This window comes from Streptomyces sp. NPDC087787, assembly GCF_044743035.1.
GTDB lineage: Bacteria > Actinomycetota > Actinomycetes > Streptomycetales > Streptomycetaceae > Streptomyces.
The window spans coordinates 69779-89303 of record NZ_JBIUVQ010000012.1 but is presented as its reverse complement, the minus strand read 5'-3'; the positions used below and the strand labels follow the sequence as shown (position 1 = coordinate 89303).

16 protein-coding genes are annotated in these 19525 nt (G+C 71.7%); 9 read left to right on the top strand and 7 right to left on the bottom strand.

Features of this window, described 5'->3' with window-relative positions; all coding sequences use genetic code 11:
• The first annotated feature begins 359 nt into the window (after nt 1–359).
• The 3 genes from ACIOWN_RS20165 to ACIOWN_RS20155 all read left to right on the top strand — a co-directional run bounded on the left by ACIOWN_RS20165 (nt 360) and on the right by ACIOWN_RS20155 (nt 5391).
• Nucleotides 360–3248 (top strand): alpha/beta fold hydrolase, encoded by a 2889-nt coding sequence (locus ACIOWN_RS20165; RefSeq protein ID WP_401983004.1) that lies wholly within the window; start codon nt 360–362, stop codon nt 3246–3248.
• Between the two features lie 388 nt (nt 3249–3636).
• Entirely contained in the window at nt 3637–4464 is an 828-nt protein-coding gene (locus ACIOWN_RS20160; protein WP_362350002.1) for a proline hydroxylase, read from the top strand.
• A 90-nt stretch (nt 4465–4554) separates the two neighbouring features.
• Nucleotides 4555–5391, top strand: coding sequence for a PhzF family phenazine biosynthesis isomerase (locus tag ACIOWN_RS20155; protein WP_362349999.1), 837 nt, complete (start codon nt 4555–4557; stop codon nt 5389–5391).
• A 34-nt stretch (nt 5392–5425) separates the two neighbouring features.
• On the opposite strand, the gene ACIOWN_RS20150 is transcribed toward ACIOWN_RS20155, so the two are convergent.
• From ACIOWN_RS20150 to ACIOWN_RS20135, 4 genes are read right to left on the bottom strand one after another with little or no spacing between them, the layout of a single operon-like run.
• Nucleotides 5426–5890 (bottom strand): RidA family protein, encoded by a 465-nt coding sequence (locus ACIOWN_RS20150; protein WP_362349997.1) that lies wholly within the window; start codon nt 5888–5890, stop codon nt 5426–5428.
• Nucleotides 5891–5947: 57 nt separating this feature from the next.
• Nucleotides 5948–6607: a DUF5063 domain-containing protein gene (locus ACIOWN_RS20145; RefSeq protein WP_362349994.1), complete on the bottom strand. Its 660-nt coding sequence runs from the start codon at nt 6605–6607 to the stop codon at nt 5948–5950.
• Nucleotides 6600–7199, bottom strand: a complete 600-nt coding sequence (gene recR, locus ACIOWN_RS20140) for a recombination mediator RecR (RefSeq protein WP_141359690.1) — start codon at nt 7197–7199, stop codon at nt 6600–6602. Before recR ends, ACIOWN_RS20145 begins: the two co-directional genes overlap by 8 nt.
• 58 nt (nt 7200–7257) lie before the next feature.
• Nucleotides 7258–7602, bottom strand: a complete 345-nt coding sequence (locus tag ACIOWN_RS20135) for a YbaB/EbfC family nucleoid-associated protein (protein WP_362349991.1) — start codon at nt 7600–7602, stop codon at nt 7258–7260.
• Between the two features lie 255 nt (nt 7603–7857).
• Here ACIOWN_RS20135 and ACIOWN_RS20130 point away from each other — a divergent pair, with 255 nt between their 5' ends.
• Nucleotides 7858–8607 carry an SLATT domain-containing protein gene (locus tag ACIOWN_RS20130; protein ID WP_362349988.1) on the top strand — a complete coding sequence of 250 codons (750 nt, stop codon included), beginning with the start codon at nt 7858–7860 and terminating at the stop codon, nt 8605–8607.
• 6 nt (nt 8608–8613) lie between these two features.
• Here the strand turns inward: ACIOWN_RS20130 and ACIOWN_RS20125 are convergent, their stop codons facing one another.
• Entirely contained in the window at nt 8614–10986 is a 2373-nt protein-coding gene (locus ACIOWN_RS20125; RefSeq protein ID WP_401983001.1) for a protein kinase, read from the bottom strand.
• A gap of 215 nt (nt 10987–11201) precedes the next feature.
• Here ACIOWN_RS20125 and ACIOWN_RS20120 point away from each other — a divergent pair, with 215 nt between their 5' ends.
• The 4 genes from ACIOWN_RS20120 (at nt 11202) to ACIOWN_RS20105 (ending at nt 16529) form a co-directional block, all read left to right on the top strand.
• Entirely contained in the window at nt 11202–12560 is a 1359-nt protein-coding gene (locus tag ACIOWN_RS20120; protein WP_362349982.1) for an aspartate aminotransferase family protein, read from the top strand.
• A 110-nt stretch (nt 12561–12670) separates the two neighbouring features.
• Nucleotides 12671–13372 carry a GntR family transcriptional regulator gene (locus ACIOWN_RS20115; RefSeq protein WP_362349979.1) on the top strand — a complete coding sequence of 234 codons (702 nt, stop codon included), beginning with the start codon at nt 12671–12673 and terminating at the stop codon, nt 13370–13372.
• Entirely contained in the window at nt 13369–15798 is a 2430-nt protein-coding gene (locus tag ACIOWN_RS20110; protein WP_401982998.1) for a glycosyltransferase, read from the top strand. Before ACIOWN_RS20115 ends, ACIOWN_RS20110 begins: the two co-directional genes overlap by 4 nt.
• 80 nt (nt 15799–15878) lie before the next feature.
• Nucleotides 15879–16529, top strand: a complete 651-nt coding sequence (locus ACIOWN_RS20105; protein ID WP_100568430.1) for a hypothetical protein — start codon at nt 15879–15881, stop codon at nt 16527–16529.
• Between the two features lie 83 nt (nt 16530–16612).
• Here ACIOWN_RS20105 and ACIOWN_RS20100 read toward each other — a convergent pair whose 3' ends face one another.
• Nucleotides 16613–17896 carry an adenylosuccinate synthase gene (locus ACIOWN_RS20100; RefSeq protein WP_362349973.1) on the bottom strand — a complete coding sequence of 428 codons (1284 nt, stop codon included), beginning with the start codon at nt 17894–17896 and terminating at the stop codon, nt 16613–16615.
• Nucleotides 17897–18093: 197 nt separating this feature from the next.
• Here ACIOWN_RS20100 and ACIOWN_RS20095 point away from each other — a divergent pair, with 197 nt between their 5' ends.
• Nucleotides 18094–18957: a diacylglycerol kinase family protein gene (locus ACIOWN_RS20095; RefSeq protein WP_401982996.1), complete on the top strand. Its 864-nt coding sequence runs from the start codon at nt 18094–18096 to the stop codon at nt 18955–18957.
• Between the two features lie 33 nt (nt 18958–18990).
• On the opposite strand, the gene ACIOWN_RS20090 is transcribed toward ACIOWN_RS20095, so the two are convergent.
• Entirely contained in the window at nt 18991–19488 is a 498-nt protein-coding gene (locus tag ACIOWN_RS20090; protein WP_362349967.1) for a MarR family transcriptional regulator, read from the bottom strand.
• Nucleotides 19489–19525: the final 37 nt, after the last annotated feature.

The following is a 19525-nucleotide window of genomic DNA, read 5'->3' as shown; positions in this document are numbered from 1 at the left end:
ACGCGGTGCGGTCGGCTCAGTCTATCGAGCGTCCGAATTTCCCATTCGCGATATCGCATGGTGAGATGCCCGGCGCCCGCTGGTCAGAACGGCTCATGCCCATATGACGAAACCGCACTCGGAAAGTGCTCCGGGTCACACTGATCGGCGGCGAGCCCGACCGGAGGGCGCCCGTCGAGTCGCGCCCACGCATTCACGCTCCGCATCTGTGTGTTCTCCGACCGGCTGCTTGGCAGCACAGCAGCACCTGCCTCGTCCTTGGCCCCGGCGTCACCGCTCGTGCATCATTGACGGATCGCCCTCCTCCCAGGGCCCTTCCATGCGGTGACGACTGGCCAGCCACAGGTCGGGAGGTTTCGATGACGACGCGCACCCACGTGGTCCTCGTGCACGGTCTCGGCTCGTCGGCCAAGGTGTGGCAGGACTTCTCCGCACTCCTCGAAGGCGACCCGGACCTGTCCGATCGGATCGAAGTCCGAACCTTCTCCTACGACTCTCCGCGGACCCGATTACGGCCCGACCGCCGTATCGCCCGCATCGACGACATCGCCGACCGGCTCGGCACATGGCTGAGCACCAACTGCGCCGACGGCGCACCGATCGTGCTCGCCAGCCACAGCCAGGGCGGCCTGGTCGTCCAACGGTTCCTCGCCCGGACGCTGCGGCGGGCGAACGGGCGGCAGCTCGCGCACATCAAGCACATCATCATGTTCGCCTGCCCGAATAACGGTTCAAATTTTGCCCTCTCCCTGAGGAAGCTCCTGATCTTCTGGAGACATCCGCAGGAACGCGAACTGCGCCCTCTGGCCTCGCGGCCCGTACTCGAGGCACAGCAGACCGTGCTGGAGAAGGTGGTGGCGGCCGACGAGGCCTCCGACACCAAGTGCCCCATCCCCATATCCGCCTACGGTGGAGAGACCGACAACGTGGTGCCGCCCCACACCGCCGTCAACCCCTACGCGGGCGGAGTGATCCGGGGCGACCACTTCTCCATCGTGAAACCCCCCGACCGGAACGCGGAGTCGTACGCGGCGCTGAAAAGGGTGCTGCTGGACCCGAACGTCACGCATCCGCAGCCACCCCCGGCCGCCCCGCCCGCGTCCCTTGCCCAGCACCTCGTGCCGACGCCCCGGCACCCCGCCGGTTCCACGGACGACGAGGCACCGTTCTCGGTCACCCTGCCGCTCGCGGACGGTCAGCTGTACGGAGAAGAGCGCAGACGCATCGTCTCCTCGATCCTGTCCGCCGGACCGGGCGTGCACGTCCTCGCAGGGCCGGGCGGAAGCGGCAAGAGCCGTCTGGCGCTGGAGACCGCCACCCGTGCCGTGGCCGAGGGCCGCGACGTGTGGTGGGTCAGAGTGAACCAGCTCAGTGCGTGCATGCGGCAAGTGGCCCGCGATCTGCACATTCCCGACAGCCAGGCGGACGAGGCCTGGAAGGGCAACGGCAGCCAGTCGGACCTCGTCTGGCGCTTCCTCAACCAGGCCACCCGTCCCTGGCTGCTCGTCTTCGACAACGCCGACGACACGCAGCGGCTCGGCCCGCGGGGCGGCTCGGTCAAAGAGGCGACCGGCTGGCTGCGGCCACCGCAGGGACCGCAGGGACTGGTCCTCGTGACGAGCCGGATCCGGGATCGCGACGTCTGGGGCAATTGGAGCGAGGTGCACGGAGTCCCTCTGCTCAACGAGACCGACGGCGCCTCCCTGCTCATGGACCGCGCAGGACCGGGCGCCGGCACCACTGAGACTGCCCGGCTGCTCTCCCGACAGCTCGGCGGTCTGCCACTGGCCCTGCGGACGGCAGGGAAGTACATACGTTCGGTCCGCGAAAGCGGTGTGAAACTCGGCACCGCCGACATCAAGGACTTCGCCAGTTACCGCCAGGCCTGGGCACGCCGGTCCGCGTCGCCGGCAGGCACCCGTGGCGCCGACACCGAGGAGTCGCTGGGCCTGGAGAAGATCGTCGACGAGGTGTACGGCATCTCCCTGGGACTCCTGGAGCGGCGCGGGCTCTCCCAGGCGGCGCCGCTGCTCAAGGCCTTCGCCTGCCTGAACATCGCGCCGATTCCCTACCGGCGGCTGCTTGAGGGACCCGCCGTCACCGAGTCCTCGCTGTGGACGGAGTTCCCGCTGGCCCGCCGCCGCGATGTGATCATGGGTCTGCACGACCTCGGACTGATCGAACTCGACCAGCGCCGGGATGTCCTCTCGCTGCACCCCGTCGTCCACGGCATCCTCCGCGACGACCAGGACGTCAAACGTCGACGCAGCGACTACTACGCACTCGACGTCCGCATGCTGCTCGACGCGGTCCGGGACCACGATCCCGACTATCCGGACGCCTGGCCGGTCTGGGCCGTGGTGACCACCCACGCGATGGAGGTGGCACGCTCGGTCCTGCGGCCCGACGGCCCGACCCGCGACCGCAGTGTGGTCACCTCGGCGGTCGAACTCACCCGGCTGACCTGCCGTTACCTTCTGGTCGCCGGACACCTCGGGCCGGCCCGCGAACTGCTGCTGCCGATCATCGAGAACTGCGCGTCCTACGGCTTCCACGAGGGCGACCGCGAAATCCTGGGGCTGCGCCACGAGAAGGGACGCATCTTCCTGGAGGTCGGCGATCTCGCGGCCGCGGAAAAAGAGCTGCGCCAGGTGGTGAACCGGCGCGGGGAGATCTTCGCCGACCGCCATCACGACACTCTGGCCAGCCGGCACAAACTGGCCAGGGCCATCCTGGAGCAGGGCGACCACCGGGCACCCGAGGCCGAGGAGATCCTGCGCTCCGTCGTGCACGACGAGAAGTGGGTCCGGGGCGAGGAGCACGCCGACACGATGGTGGTGCGGCACACCCTGGCGCGTGCGATTCTGGCGCAGCGGCGGGCCTTCGAGGCGGAGCCCCACCTCCGGGAGATCCTGGCGATCCGGCTGCGCGAGTGGCTTCCGGGAACGCCGGAGACCCTGCACGTGCGCGAGACGCTGGCGAGCTGTCTGCTGGAGCAGGAGAAGGTCGAGGAGGCCGTACTCCTGATCGACGAGGCCCGACGGGACGCCGAACAGCCGGAGAACTCGCACCCGGTGATGCGTCTGCGCTACTGCGGTGCGTACGCCCTCCTGCTCCAGGGGCGGGTCCCGGAGGCCACGGAGGCGCTCACCTCTCTCCTGGCCGACCAGCGCCAGGTTCTCGGGGACGCGCACCCGGAGGTGCGCCTCACCCGGGACCTGCTCGGCCGCGTACACAAGTCCCTCTGATCAAAGGCGAGTTGTCGCCCCGAGTTGGCAAAAACGTCGCCCGAATGGGGTCTTGCGGCCTAGCATCGCAACCCGCACTCTCTGAGTGCTGACTGCAACCGAGCCGCAACCCTCGACAAATCGATGCGCACGTGGGGGCCTGTGTGAATTCCCTCCCCGACCAAAACCAACCCGAACGCGACGAATCCTTAACCACCGGCACGGAGCAGCAGCGCTCCGAACGCACCGCCGAGTCCTCCCGGCGCGAGATCGCGCGGCGGATCGCCCTCGAGGCCCTACGCGCGGACCGACACGTCCTTGAGACGAGTGCGGCCACGGCGTTCCGCGACTTCAGCTACGTCCATCCGGCCTGACGATCCAGCCGATCCGCGAGAAACGGGGTGTCGTGATGCGTCTTTCCGACCTGTCGGCTCACTCACCAGCCGTACCGCACGACCCGCACTTCTCCGTCGTCACCGCACCGTCCTTCACCCGCCGGAACATCGCCGACCTCGCGGCCGGCCGTTGCGCGGCCGTCCGCGTGCCGGACTTCATGCCCCGCACCCAGTGCGAGGAGATCCTGCGCGCACTGGAGAACTCGCCTTTCGAGTCGTACGGAAGACAACGCGTCCAGCCGCCGGTGATGCGATTCGGCGTCGGTGTCAGCGATCACCGCCGCAACGGCTCGGTCGCGGACAGCTACTGGCCCGCCGTGGAAGCCGGCCGGAAGGCCTGGCGCGGACTCGGGCTGCCCTACGACCCGTTCGCCCGTTGCCGGGAAATACTTGGGGCGGACTGGCCCGGCGCCGTGGCGGTCGGCCGCCGGGGCGGCCGGGAACTGGCGCCGGGCGTGGCCCGGGAGCCGAACCAGGGCTTCCAGGTCCACTTCGACGAGGCACTGCGCGAGTTCGAGGACGACTTGCTGGACTCGCCCCTGGTCGCCCAGTTCGCCTTCAACCTGTACCTGAGCGTCCCGGACGGCGGAGGTGAGACGGTTCTCTGGCGGCACCGCTGGCACCCGGGCGACGAGTCCTTCCGGCTCCCGGAGTCCTACGGCTACTCCGAGGCCGTGGTGGGTGACGCGGAGTCGGTGGAGATCAGGCCCGTCATCGGCGACGCCCTGCTGCTCGACCCCCGGAACTTCCACGCCGTACGGCCCAGCACCGGAGCCCGCCGTATCGCGCTGGGCTTCTCGATGGGCCTGAGTGTCACCGGGAACCTGCTGACCTGGGGCTGACTGGACTCCACGGTCCGGGCAACCGGACTCTCCCCTTCGACAGCGGCTCGGGCTTTGACGCCCCGTCACCCGCGCCGCTACGTTCTGTCGATGGACGTTCTACGTTATGTGGCATTCGCCCACGGCCCCGCGGGTGGGAATCCCGCCGGTGTGGTGCTCGACGCAACCGGACTCGACGACGCCACGATGCTGGAAACGGCGGCAGAGGTCGGTTACTCGGAAACCGCGTTCGTGGTGCCGTCCGACGACGGCTTCCTGGACGTGCGGTATTTCAGCCCTCTCGCCGAGGTGCCGTTCTGCGGCCACGCGACGATCGCCACGGCGGTCGCCTACGCCCACCGGCACGGCGTCGGACTCCTGCGGCTGCGGACCAAGGCAGGTCCCGTCCCCGTCACCACCTCGGTGGCGGCGGACGGCTCCGTCTTAGCTTCTCTGGTGAGCGTTGCCCCGAGGTCGGAACCGATTGCGGAGGCCGACCTGACGGAGCTTCTGACCGCACTGCGCTGGCCCGCCACGGACTTGGACCCGGCGCTGCCGCCGCGCGCCGCCTACGCGGGCGCCTGGCACCCGGTCATCGCCGCGGAGAGCAGGGAACGGCTGGCCTCACTGGACTACGACATGCCGGCACTCGCCGCGCTCATGGAACGCAGGGACTGGGCCACCATCGACCTGATCTGGCGCGAGTCGCCCGCCGTCTTCCACGCTCGTAACCCCTTCCCCCCGGGTGGTGTGGTCGAGGACCCAGCCACCGGTGCGGCGGCCGCCGCGCTGGGCGGTTACCTGCGAGAGCAGGGCCTGGTGACCACTCCGGCGACACTGACGGTGCACCAGGGCATCGACATGGGACGGCCGAGCAAGATCTTCGTGACAGTACCGACGGAGAGCAGCAGCGGCATCCAGGTCACCGGTACAGCCGTCCCGGTCTAGATCCGGACGGAGTTCCGATCGGACGGCGGCCGGCTCAGTCCGCGACCTGGAAGACGGTCTCGATCTCAACGGGAGCGTCCAGAGGCAGCCGGGCGACGCCGACCGCGCTGCGCGCGTGTCGGCCTGCATCACCGAAAAGGGTCAGGAACAGGTCGCTCGCTCCATCCACCACCGTCGGCTGACCGGTGAAGCCGTCGGCGGACGCCACGTAGCCAACCACCTTCAGCACGCGTACCAGGAACCCCGGAGCCGCCACGGAGTTCGCGGCGGCGAGAGCCGCCAGCGCGCAGCGCCGACTGAGGTCGTAGGCCTCTTGAGGCGTCACGGAGTCCCCGACTCTGCCGGTGGCCACGAGTTCGCCCTCCGCCATGGGCACCTGGCCGGACACATACACATGACTGCCGCTGCGCACCGCGGGGATGTACGCGCCTTTGGGCGGACTGACGCCGGGCAGGGCGAGGCCGAGCTCTCGCAGCCGAGCCTGGAGGTCGAGATTCACCCGGAAACACTACCCTCCGCGACCCCGCCGCCACCAGGCGTAGGCGGCGCGGGTCGGTCACTTGCGCAGGCGCAGGCCCAGTGGGTCCGCGATCTCCTGTGCCATGACCTTGCCGGCCTCGAACTCCAGGGTCTCGTCGCCCATGCCCTGGTCGGTGTCCAGGCCGTCCAGTTCCTCCAGGGGCTGGTTGAGGCGGACGTGGGCGACCAGGGACTGCAGGGCGCGCAGGGTGGCGGAGGCCGTGGAGCCCCAGTTGGAGAAGTAGGAGAACTGCCACCACCACAGGGCCTCGGTGGTGCGGCCGGCGCGGTAGTGGGCCATGCCGTGCCGCAGGTCGGCCATGACGTCCGCCAGGTCGTCGGAGATACGGGCCGGCACGGGCGCCCGGCGCGGCTCGTAGGGGTCGAAGACCTCGGAGTAGACGTCGATCGGCTCCAGCAGGCGCGCGAGGTTCTCGCGGAGCTGGTCCACGTCCGGCTCCGGACCGGGGTCGGGTTCGTAGCGCTCGTCGGGGACGATGTCCTCGTGCGCGCCGAGCCGGCCGCCGGCCAGCATCAGCTGGGAGACCTCCAGCAGCAGGAAGGGCACCGCCGAGTCCGGCTCGTCGCCCTTGGCGACCTCGGTGACCGCGACCAGGAAGCTCTCCACCTGGTCGGCGATCTGGACCGCGAAGTCGTCCGGGTTCTGGCTGGCGGCGTGCAGCGTGGCGTCAGACATCTAGGAGTCGTCTCCCCTCGAAGGCGCGGCCGAGGGTGACCTCGTCCGCGTATTCCAGGTCACCGCCCACCGGGAGGCCGCTGGCCAGGCGGGTGACCTTCAGGCCCATGGGCTTGATCATGCGGGCGAGGTACGTCGCCGTCGCCTCGCCTTCGAGATTCGGGTCCGTGGCCAGGATCAGCTCGGTGACCGTGCCGTCCGCCAGACGGGCCAGGAGTTCCCGGATGCGCAGGTCGTCCGGGCCGACGCCCTCGATGGGGCTGATCGCCCCGCCGAGGACGTGGTAACGGCCGCGGAACTCACGGGTGCGCTCGATGGCGACGACGTCCTTCGGCTCCTCGACCACGCAGATGACCGAGGGGTCGCGCCGGCTGTCGCGGCAGATCCCGCACAGCTCCTCCTGCGCGACGTTGCCACAGGTCGCGCAGAAGCGGACCTTCGCCTTCACCTCGAGCAGGGCCTGGGCGAGCCGCCGTACGTCCGCCGGTTCCGCCTGGAGGATGTGGAAGGCGATCCGCTGCGCGCTCTTGGGACCGACGCCGGGCAGCCGCCCGAGCTCGTCGATGAGGTCCTGGACCACGCCTTCGTACAACGGACTGCCGCCCTTCCTGGATCGCTTCGGTTCGTACGGTAGTTGCCCGGCGGCCGTCTCAGAAAGGCAGCCCGGGGATTCCGGTGCCGCCGCCCAGGCCCTGGGCCAGCGGACCGAGCTTCTGCTGCTGGAGGGTCTGGGCGTTCTCGTTGGCCGCCTGGACGGCGGCGACGATCAGGTCGGCGAGGGTCTCGGTGTCCTCCGGGTCCACCGCCTTGGGGTCGATCTTCAGCGCGCGCAGCTCGCCTGCGCCGGTGACGGTGGCCTTCACCAGACCGCCGCCCGCCTGCCCGTCGACCTCGGTCCGCGCCAGCTCCTCCTGGGCCCGCTGAAGGTCCTGCTGCATCTTCTGGGCCTGCTGGAGCAGCTGCTGCATGTTGGGCTGGCCACCACCGGGAATCACGATCAGCTCCTGCTCTCGTACGACTGTCCGGACGGGGGCCGATGGACCGGTTCCCCGCTGGCACGAGCCTACGTGGTCCGGGCAGGCAGCGCCCCGCCACTCTTTCGAGTGAGTCTTGGATGAGCCCTGTACCTGATCAAGGCCCTCTTACGAGCGGAAAAGCCGTGCTCCACGGCGCCTCGCCACCCGTTGGGGGGTAGGAAGGGTCCGGCGTGTGAGCCAGCGTCACGGACCGTGATCAGTAGGGAGTGCCGGGTGGGTCAGCCGGAGATGCAGCCCGAGCGTCCGCCGCAGGACGGGCGGGGCGACGGGGCGGCCGGGCTGCGGCCGGGCGATCTGACCGGGCGGCCGTTCCCGCTCGGCGACTGGGGCGAGCCCGCGCAACGGCTGGACGAGCTGTACCGCTGGGTGGAGCGGGGGGCGCTGCAGACCGTTGCCTGGTATCTCGGGGAGCGGGTGTGGAAGCGGCGCGGGGCCCGTGCGCTGCGGGTCGGGGCCGCGGCGGGGGCGGTGACCGGGGCGGCGCTGCCGCTGCTCGATCTGACCGGGGCGGCCGAGGGCGCGGCGCCGTGGGGGTATGTGGCGCTGCTGCTGTGCGTGGCGTGTGTCGGGATCGACCGGTACTTCGGGGTGACGGCGGGGTGGATGCGGGACGTGGCGACCGCGCAGGCCGTGCAGCGCCGGTTGCAGGCACTGCAGTTCGACTGGGCGTCCGAGAACGTACGGGAGGTCCTGGGCCCCGCGGAGGGGACGGCCGGTGAGGCCGCCGAGCGGTGCCTGGGGGTGCTGCGGCGGTTCTCGGAGGACGTCACGGAGCTGGTGCGCACGGAGACGGCCGACTGGATGGTGGAGTTCCGTATCGGCTCGGCGCCGATGGGGCTCCAGGCGGCGGGGCCCGCAACCGCCGGGCGGTCCGAGCCGGGCGGCGGGCACGGGCGCCTGCCGCTGCCGCCGGGCGCCGCACGGCCGAACATGCCCCGGCAGCGACCGCCGGAACCGCGCTGACTCCGGTCACTGCCTGGTGTACGTCAGCTTTTCCCCGGTGCCGGTGTTCACACGCTGGAGCGTGCCGTCCGGCAGCAGGACGACCTGCGTCGCCGCGCCCGGATTGCACCCCTCCCTCTGCCGCCCGGTCGTCACGACGGAGGGGCCGACCTCCAGCGGGCCGCCGTCGCCGGGCCGCCGGGTGAGCCGGGCCTCGAACACGCAGTGGTAGGTGCCGCCGCTGTCGATGGGGCCGTCGGCGACGAGGGTGAGCACGGTGTCGCCCACGTCTCCCTGGGTGATGGTGAGCCGGCGGCTGTTCGAGCCGTAGGCGTTGTCGATCGTCGCCGTCCAGCTGCCGAGGTAGCCGGTCGGGACCGCGCCGTCGGACGGGGAGGGGGACTGCTGCGAGGCCGCCGGGGACGGGTCGGAACCGCCGGGGCCGGTGGCGTCGTGCGTGGACGCGCTGACGGTCGGCGTCGGGCCGGGCGCGCCGCCCTTGTGGTCGCTGTCACCGCCGCCGCGCATCAGCACGTACACGGAACCGCCCGCGCCGAGCGCCACCACCAGGGCCACCGCGACGAGGGCCGCGGTGGAGCGACCGCTGCGGCGCGGTTCCCGCTCCGGGAACCGACTCGGCCCGTACGACGGCGTCGAGCCGATCGGAGGCGGCCCGTACGGCGGGGTCTGGCCCAGGGTCTGGCCCAGGGCGCCGTACGGGTGATGCCCGGCCTGCGGGTGCTGCTGGGGGTAGCCGTAGGCGGCGGGTTGCGGGTGCTGGTGGGGGTATCCGTACGGGCCGGGAGCAGGCGGTGGCGGAGCGCCGGACGCACCGGACGACGCCGACGGCCCGTAAGGGCCGGGCACACCCGAAGGGGCAGCCCCGGCAGCTCCGAACCCGGCTGAAGCGGCGGCGGCTCCAGAGGTACTGGGGGTACCGGATGACGCCGACGGCCCATCGGAGCCGGGCGCGGCCGAGGCAGCGCCGACAGCCCCGGACGTGCCGGGTGACGCAGGCGCGCCGTAAGGGCCGGGCACGCCCGGAGCCGCACCAGCTCCCGGCGGCGTGCCGGGCGCACCGGACGACGCCGACAGCCGGTGAGAGCCGGGCGCGGCCGAAGCAGCGGCCCCGGGGGCAGGTGCCGCCGGGGCGAACCCAGGAGCCACGGGAGTTCCGGGCGCGCCGGACGGATAGTGAGCGCCGGGCGCGGCGGGACCGGGCGTGCCCGGCTCCTGGGCCGCCGGTTCCTGGGGCTCCCCCGCCGCCTCAGCGGCGCCCGGGGCCCGGGCCGCGGTGCCCGGCGGCTGCTTGGTGAGGGCAGGGGGTGCCCCTGGCACGACCCCGGAGACACCCGGCGCCCCGGGCGTACCGAGCGCGCCGGACGACGGCGTGATGCCCGGCGTGGCCGGCGTGGCCGGCGGCGGGGGCGCGTCCGGCGTCTCCCCCGGGTCACCCGGGTCACCCGGGTCACCCGGGTCCTCCGGGTTCTCCTCGTTCAGGAGTCGGACCGCGTGGCGGCCGAGTTGGGCGACCAGGGCGCTCGGCAGCCAGGGGTCGCGCAGGCGGCCGTCGGCGATCGTGTCCTCGGCGCCGGTGCGCTGGATGATCCGGTCCACGGTGGGACGGGCCGCCGGGTCCTTCCTCAGGCAGGCGCGGACGAGGTCGGCGATGCCTTCGGGCAGTGCCTGAAGGTCGGGTTCCTGTTCGGCGATGCGGTACATCAGCGCGTGCGCCCCGCTGTCGGCGCCGCCGAACGGAAGCGCGCCGGTCGCCGCGTACGCGAGGATCGAGCCCAGGCAGAACACGTCGCACGCGGTCGTGATCCGGTCCCCGCGCACCTGCTCGGGCGCCATGAACCCGGGCGAGCCGATCAGCGCGCCGGTCCGCGTGAGCCCGCCGTCCGTGACGGTCTCCAGGGCCCGTGCGATGCCGAAGTCGATGACGCGCGGCCCGTCGATCGTCACCAGCACGTTGGAGGGCTTGAGGTCGCGGTGGATGAGACCCGCGGCGTGGATGTCCTTCAGCGCGCCCGCCAGCCCGGCCGCGAGGATCCGCACCGACCGCTCGGGCAGCGGGCCGTGGTCGTGTCCGACGACCCTTTGCAGGCTCGGCCCGGCGACGTACCCGGTGGCCACCCACGGCACGGCGGCCTCGGTGTCCGCGTCCAGCACGGGCGCGGTCCAGTGCCCGCCGACCTGCCGCGCGGCCCGCACCTCCTGCCGGAAGCGTGCCCGGAACTCCTCCTGCTGCGCCAGTTCCCGCCGCACCAGCTTCACGGCGACGGTCCGCCCCCGGTCCGACCGGGCCAGGAACACCTGCCCCATGCCGCCGGCCCCGAGCCGCGCCAGCAGCCGGTACGCGCCGATTCCCTGCGGATCGTCAGGCCCCAGCCTCTGCATCGCCGAACCGCCTCCCCCGATATCCCCCGATACGGCTCCTGTGCGTCAGACCGAGAATAGTGCGGCGGTCCGGACGGCCGGGCGACCCGGCGTCTACGGTTCCGTAACAGGTCCGACCCGCGCGGTCCCCTCCCGACAACCTGTCGCTAAAACCCCGCGTCCACAGACAGGGCGCCGATGTCGCGCCCCCGTCCACGCCGTTTACCCTCGGCCGCATGACCCCTCAGCCGAATCCCGAAGCCGGCGCAGTCGTCAAGGCCGCGGACCGGGCGCACGTGTTCCACTCCTGGTCCGCCCAGGACCTCATCGACCCGCCGGCCGTGGCCGGTGCCGAAGGGTCCTACTTCTGGGACTACGACGGCAAGCGTTTCCTGGACTTCACCAGCGGACTCGTCTTCACCAACATCGGCTACCAGCACCCCAAGGTCGTCGCCGCGATACAGGAGCAGGCCGCCACCCTGGCCACGTTCGCGCCGGCGTTCGCCGTCGAGGCCAGGTCCGAGGCGGCGCGGCTGATCGCCGAGCGGACACCGGGCGACCTGGACAAGATCTTCTTCACCAACGGCGGCGCGGACGCCGTCGAGCACGCGGTGCGCATGGCGCGGCTGCACACCGGGCGCCCCAAGGTGCTCTCGGCGTACCGCTCGTACCACGGCGGCACGCAGCAGGCCGTCAACATCACCGGCGACCCGCGGCGCTGGGCGTCGGACGCCGGCTCGGCGGGCGTGGTGCACTTCTGGGCGCCGTTCCTCTACCGCTCCCGGTTCTACGCCGAGACCGAGGAGCAGGAGTGCGCGCGGGCCCTCGAGCACCTGGAGGCGACGATCGCCTTCGAGGGCCCGGCGACCATCGCCGCGATCATCCTGGAGACCATCCCCGGCACCGCCGGGATCATGGTGCCCCCGCCCGGCTACCTGGCCGGGGTGCGCGAGCTGTGCGACAAGTACGGGATCGTCTTCGTCCTGGACGAGGTCATGGCCGGCTTCGGGCGCACCGGTGAGTGGTTCGCGGCGGACCTCTTCGACGTCGTGCCGGACCTGATGACCTTCGCCAAGGGCGTGAACTCGGGATACGTGCCGCTGGGCGGCGTCGCCATCTCCGGGAAGATCGCGGAGACCTTCGGCAAGCGGGCCTACCCCGGCGGCCTGACGTACTCCGGGCACCCGCTGGCGTGCGCGGCGGCCGTCGCGACGATCAACGTGATGGCCGAGGAGGGCGTCGTCGAGAACGCCAGGCGGCTCGGCGCCGAGGTCGTGGAGCCGGGGCTGCGCGAGCTGGCCGAACGGCACCCGAGCGTCGGCGAGGTGCGCGGCACCGGCATGTTCTGGGCCCTGGAACTGGTGAGGAACCGCGAGACCCGCGAGCCGCTGGTGCCGTACAACGCGGCCGGTGAGGCGAACGCCCCCATGGCGGCCTTCGGCGCCGCCGCGAAGGCGAACGGCCTGTGGCCGTTCATCAACATGAACCGCACGCACGTCGTCCCGCCGTGCAACGCGACCGAGGCCGAGCTGAAGGAGGGCCTGGCGGCGCTGGACACCGCGCTGGCGGTGGCCGACGAGCACACCGTGCAGTAGCGCGGGCCGCGACGAGCCGGATTCGGAGGCATCGCGAACGCGTAAGGTGGCGTGCCCGTAGACATGACGTACGAGTACGCCACCCGCACGCGCAAGGAGACGCCCCGACCATGCCCGGCATAAGCGGCAACGGCGCCGTGACGCGCAGCACCCTGCGGCAGCAGATCGCGGACGCGCTCCGGGACGAGGTGCTGGCCGGGCGGCTCCAGCCGGGGCAGGAGTTCACGGTCAAGGAGATAGCCGAGCAGTACGGGGTGTCCGCCACCCCGGTGCGCGAGGCGCTCGTCGACCTGTCCGCGCAGGGCCTGCTGGAGGCCGACCAGCACCGCGGCTTCCATGTGCGCGAGTACTCGCTGCACGACCTCTACGACATGATCAAGGCCCGTGCCCTGATCACCGACGGCATGTTCCAGGCCGCCGTCTCGGCGTCCCAGGCGTTCCGCCGGCCCGACGACCCCTACGTCAAGGCCACGCTCACCGGGGTGCGACGGCGCGGCGAGGAGGCCCAGCGCGCGGCCACCGCCGGCGACCTGACCGTCCTGATCGGCTACGACCTGCGGTTCTGGCGGGAGCTCGGCGCCCTGTTCGGCAACCCGTACCTCTCCGACTTCCTCAACCGGCTGCGCGTGCAGTTCTGGGTGTGCGCGGTGCAGCACCTGCGCCGCCGCGGCGATCTGCGCGGCCTGCTGTGGTCCTCCCACACCGAACTCGTCGACGCCATGGCGAGGGGCGACGCCCCGGCCGCCCGGGCGCTCGTCGCCGCGTACAACGCGCACGACCTCGCTCTCGTCGAGCGGCTGGCCACCGCATGAGCGGGACCGTCACCAGGGCCGTCGGCCTGTCCGTCGTCATCCCGGCCTACAACGAGGAACGGCGCCTCGGCCCCACCCTCGACGCGGTCACCGCGTATCTGGCCGCACACGAGGACCGCTTCGGCTCGTGGGAGGTCGTCGTCGCCGACGACGGTTCCACCGACGGCACCGGCGACCTGGTCACGGACCGCCGGGACCCGCGTGTCCGGCTGGTCGTGGGCGACCGCAACCGCGGCAAGGGCCACGCCCTGCGCCTCGGGGTGGCCGCCACCCACGGCCGCCGGGTGCTGGTCACCGACGCGGACCTGGCCGCCCCCATCGAGGAGCTGGAACAGCTCGACAAGGCACTCGGCGAGGGCGGCGTGGCCGCGATCGGCTCCCGCTCGGTGCCGGGCGCGACGATAGCCAGGCGCCAGCACCGGGTGCGCGAACTGCTGGGCCGCGCGGGGAACTTCCTGATACGGCGGGTCGCGGTGCCCGGCATCCGCGACACCCAGTGCGGCTTCAAACTCTTCGAGGGCGACCGGGCCCGCGAGGCCTTCGCCGCCTCCAGGCTGAGCGGCTGGGGCATAGACGTGGAGGTCCTCCAGCACTTCCGCCGCCGTGACTGGCCGGTGGCAGAGGTGCCGGTCCGCTGGGCCCACCAGTCCGGTTCGAAGGTCGCCCCGCTGGACTACCTCCGGGTCCTCGCCGAACTGGGCCGGCTCAAGGCCCGCTCCGTCCGCCCGGCCGACCTGTTCGCCGGCGCGCTGTTCCTGCTGATGGCGGTCACCCTCTACTCGGGCCGCCTCTTCGACCCCGGCCACCGCTACCTCCCCGACTCCCTCCAGGACCAGAACCAGTGGGAGTGGTTCTTCGCGGTCACCGCCGACAGCGTCGCCCATCTGCGCGACCCCCTGTTCACCGACCTCCAGAACTTCCCGGACGGGGTGAACCTCATGGCCAACACGGTCATGCTGGGGATGTCCGTCCCCTTCGCCCCGCTCACGCTGGCCTTCGGTCCGGCGCTCTCGCTGAGCGTCTGCATGACCCTGGGGCTCGCGGCCACCGCGGCCGCCTGGTACTGGCTGATCGTCAAACGGGTCGTACGGCACCGGGGCGCGGCCTTCACCGGCGCCTGCCTGGCCGCCTTCGCCCCGCCGATGGTCAGCCACGCCAACGCGCACCCGAACTTCGTGATCCTGTTCATGATCCCACTGATCGTCGACCGGGCGCTGCGCCTGGCCGAGGGCCCCCGGGTGCGGCGGGACGGGATCGTGCTCGGGCTGATGACGGCGTACCAGATCTTCCTGGGCGAGGAGCCGCTGCTGCTCGCCGCGATCGGCATGGCCCTGTTCGCCGCCGCGTACGGGCTCGTCCGCCGGGAGGTCGCGCGGGCGGCGTGGCGGCCCCTGCTGAAGGGACTGCTGATCGCCGCGGCGGTGTGCCTGCCGATCGTCGCCTACCCGCTGTACTGGCAGTTCGCGGGCCCGCAGAGCTACAAGAGCGTGCTGCACGGCGACAACGCCGGCAACAGCCCGCTCGCCCTGATCTCCTTCGCCGAGCGCTCGCTGTTCGCGGGCGACGCCCAGAAGGCGAACGCGCTCTCCCTGAACCCCACGGAGCAGAACGCCTTCTACGGCTGGCCGCTCCTCCTGCTCGCCTTCGGCATCGCCGTACGGCTGTGGGAGCACGCGCTGGTGAAGGCGCTGGCGGTCACGACGGCCGCCGCGGCCCTGCTGTCCCTGGGCCCGAAGTTCCGCGTCCCGCTGACCGGCACGGTCTACCCCGGCCCGTGGGCACCGCTCGCGCATCTTCCGCTGTTCGAATCGGTCATCGAGGGGCGCGTGGCGATGATCTGCGCGCCGGCGCTGGGCATGCTGCTGGCGATCGCCGTCGCCAGGATCACCGCCACCGGCCGCGTCGGCACGCTCTACGGCGGCCTGCTGGCGGTCTGTCTCGCGCTGCTGCCGCTGGTCCCGGCGCCGCTGAAGGCCGAGGACCGCGCCCCGGTGCCGGAGTTCATCACGGCCGGCCGGTGGAAGTCCTACGTCCGCGACGGCGAGTCCCTGGTGCCGATACCGCTGCCCGACCCGGGCAACGCGGAGGCCCTGCACTGGCAGACCGCGGCCCACCTCGGCTTCAAGCTGCCCGGCGGCTACTTCAACGGCCCCTACGGACCCGACCGCGTCGGCATCTACGGCGCCGTGCCCCGCTACACCTCCAACCTGCTGCGGGACGTGAGCTACACCGGGTCCGTGCCGGCCATCGGCAAGGACTGGCAGGCCCAGGCGCGGCGGGACTTCGCCGACTGGCACGCCGGTGTCCTGGTGCTGGCACCCCAGCCGCACGAGGAACCGCTGCGGGACGCGGTGACGAAGCTGGTGGGCCGGCCGGGCACGTGGACGGGCGGGGTATGGGTATGGGACCTGCACGAGGTGAGCTGAGCGGCTCCGTACCGACTAGGCTTCTACACTCTTCGACCACCGAACACGCTGAACGTCCTGCCCTCCCCGAGGAGCCCTCTTTGGCCTGTGACCTGTGGCTGGTACCGCTCGTCGACGTCTTGTGCCACACCCCGGACAACCCGTTCGCCGAGGAACTCGCGCAGTACAACAAGGTTCTCGCCGAAAACGGGCTTCCACCGGTGCCGGTGTACCAGTACATGCCCGGCCTGTCCGGGGAGGTGGCGCCGGTGGCCGGCTTCGACTACGACGCGCTGCACTTCCTGCGCCGCGCCCACCTCCTCCAGGTCTGCGGCCTGCCGCTGACCCCGGTCGACGAACTGGGCGGCGACTACGAGCAGTTGCTGGAGATGTTCGAGTCGACGGCCCAGCAGTCCCACCTGGTCTGGCACTACGACCACGCCGGCGCCTACGTCCCGCTGGACTTCCCGCACCCGCTGTCCAACGAGGAACTCCTGGCCGGTGGCGGCCCGTTGGGCTCCTCGCAGGCCCTTCTGCGCGAACTGGAGCACGTCGCACCGTCGTTGGGCATCGACCCGGCCAACCCGCCCGCGGCCCCGCAACCGCCGTCCGCGCCCACGGAGCTGGAACAGCCCGCCGCACCCGCCCCCTACGATCCCAGCCCGTTCGCGCGTGAACGCCACGTGTGGCTGGGGCTGCACGCGGCGGCCACGCGGAGCCTGGCCCAGGGCTCGATGATCGTCTTCAGCTGAGGCCGGGGCGGACGCGGACGCGGGACGGCCGGGCGGATGCACCGCGCCGGCCGTCCCGTCGCATCTCCCGGAAGGGGGACGCGTCAGATGAACGAGTTGATCTCGATCGTCTCGTCGCGGCCCGGGCCCACGCCGATCGCGGAGATCGGGGCGCCGGACATGTCCTGAAGGGCCTTGACGTAGGCCTGGGCGTTCTTCGGCAGGTCGCCGAAGGTCTTGGCCTTCGTGATGTCCTCCTGCCAGCCGGGGAGGTACTCGTAGACGGGCTTCGCGTGGTGGAAGTCGGTCTGGGAGTAGGGGAGCTCCTCGACGCGCTCGCCGTCGATCTCGTAGGCGACGCAGACCGGGATCTGCTCCCAGCCGGTGAGGACGTCGAGCTTGGTGAGGAAGAAGTCGGTCAGGCCGTTGACCCGGGTCGCGTAGCGGGCGATCACCGCGTCGAACCAGCCGCAGCGGCGGTCGCGGCCCGTCGTCACACCCCGCTCGCCGCCGATCCGGCGCAGCGCCTCGCCGTCCTCGTCGAACAGCTCGGTCGGGAACGGGCCGGAGCCGACGCGGGTGGTGTAGGCCTTGAGGATGCCGATGACGCGGCTGATCTTCGTCGGGCCCACGCCGGCGCCCGTGCAGGCACCGCCCGCGGTCGGGTTGGAGGAGGTGACGAAGGGGTACGTGCCGTGGTCGATGTCCAGCAGCGTGCCCTGGCCGCCCTCGAAGAGGACCACCTTGTCCTCGTCCAGCGCCTGGTTGAGGACCAGGACCGTGTCCGCGACGTACGGCTTGATCTGGTCGGCGTAGCCCAGCAGCTCCTCGACCACCTGGTCCACGGCGATCGCGCGGCGGTTGTACAGCTTGGTGAGGATCTGGTTCTTGGCGTCGAGGGCCGCCTCCACCTTCTGGGTGAGGATCGACTCGTCGTACAGGTCCTGCACCCGGATGCCGACGCGGTTGATCTTGTCCGCGTAGGTCGGGCCGATGCCCCGGCCCGTGGTGCCGATCTTCCGCTTGCCGAGGAAGCGTTCCGTCACCTTGTCGACGGTGACGTTGTACGGCGTGATGACATGGGCGTTGCCGCTGATCAGCAACTTGGACGTGTCGACGCCCCGCTCGTTCAGACCGCTCAGCTCGGAGAGCAGGACCGACGGGTCGACGACCACACCGTTGCCGATGACCGGCGTACAACCGGGCGAGAGGATTCCGGAAGGGAGGAGGTGCAGTGCATACTTCTGATCACCGACGACGACGGTGTGGCCGGCGTTGTTTCCGCCTTGGTATCGCACTACATAGTCCACCGAACCACCGAGCAGGTCGGTGGCCTTCCCCTTGCCCTCGTCACCCCACTGAGCACCGAGCAGCACAAGTGCGGGCACGCGCGTACACCCCTTCCGGGCGGGGCATGTCCAGGGTCAGGGGCGTACGCGGAGGGTTCACCGCCGCGTGCACCACGACCGTCGTCGGCCGCTCAACCGTCGGACCGGATGCCCCGGAATAGACGAAGCCCCTGGCGCAATAGCGCAAAGGGGCTCTTGCACAAAGATGCTACCCGAGGAAGCGAGGCAGGACCGAGGTGGCGACTTATCCGACGTCCGATCAGCTGCTGGTGGTCATCGACCCGGTCGCCCGGAGGACGGACGGTGAGTCCGTACGGATCGCGAAAGACGTGCTCAGCGCGGGTGCGGCCACCAAGGTGTGCCTGCCGGACGGTCCGGAGGAGTTCACCCGCGCGCTGGCGCGGCGCGGCTCACGGCGGCCGGTGGTGGTCGGCGACGACCGGGCGCTGCTGCGGGCGGTGTCGGCGCTGCACCGGCAGCGGGAGCTGGCCGGATGCGCCCTGTCGGTGGTTCCGGTCGGGGGCGCCCTGTCGCTGACCCGGTCGCTGGGGGTGCCGACGGGGCCGGTGGCGGCGGCGCGGGCGGTCCTCGAGGGCGCCGAGCGGCGGCTGGACCTGCTCGTGGACGACAGTGACGGGGTGGTGCTGGGCACGCTGCGCATCCCGCCGGTCTCCTCGCAGCAGGCGGATCCGGCGGGGTCCGCGGCGGTCCCGCCGGAGGCGGGGCATCCCTGGCTGCGGACCTGCCAGTCCCTCGTGCGGACGCTGGTGACCCGCCCGCCGAGGACCACGGTGGTCGCCGGGCCCGGCCCCTCCCGGCTGCGGGTGGAGGTCGACGGGGAGACGGTCGTGGACCTGGAGCAGCCGGTGGAGGCGGTCTCGGTCACGCCGGGCGGCGGCACGGGGAAGGCCGAGGTGGAGGTACGGCGGCTGTCGGTGGGCGCGGAGGCCTCGCCGCTGCTGGCCCACGGTCGCACGGTGACCGTCTCGGGAGCCGGCTTCCGCTACCGGGCGGACACGGTGGTGTCGGGACCGGTACGGACGCGGACGTGGCGGGCCGTGGAGGGGGCGTGGGGCCTGACGCTGCCGGTGCCGCGGTGACGCCGCCGGCGGGCGGGCCGGCGGCCGGTCGGGTCATCCGCGGGAGTTCTCCTCCTGGTAGCGGCGCCAGCGCTCCATCATTCCGGCGACGTCCTGCTCGATGAACTCGAAGAAGGCCAGCGTCTCGGCCAGCCGGCGGCCCGCCGGGGTCTCGGCCCCGAGGCTGGCCACGCCGTCCCGCAGGGCTTCCTCCCAGCGCTTGATGAGCGCGTCACGGCTGGTGAGCGCCTCGTACCACTGGTCGCTGCGGACCCGGTAGCGCTCCCGCCGCGAGCCGGGCTCCCGCTCGCGGGAGACCAGGTGCACCTGGGCGAGGTAGCGCACCGCGCCGGAGACGGCCGCGGGGCTGATCTTCAACTGGGCGCCGAGTTCGGCGGAGGTCAGGGCGCCGGCGTCGGAGGCGAGCAGCGCGCCGAAGACCCGGGCCGGCATGCGCGGCACGCCCGCCTCGACGAGCTGGGCCGCGAAGTGCTCGACGAACTGCGACACCACCTCGGGGTCCCGCTCCACCGCCGCTTCCCGTTCCGTCATCCGGACCTCTCCCCTGCTCTCCTGTTCGGACACCACC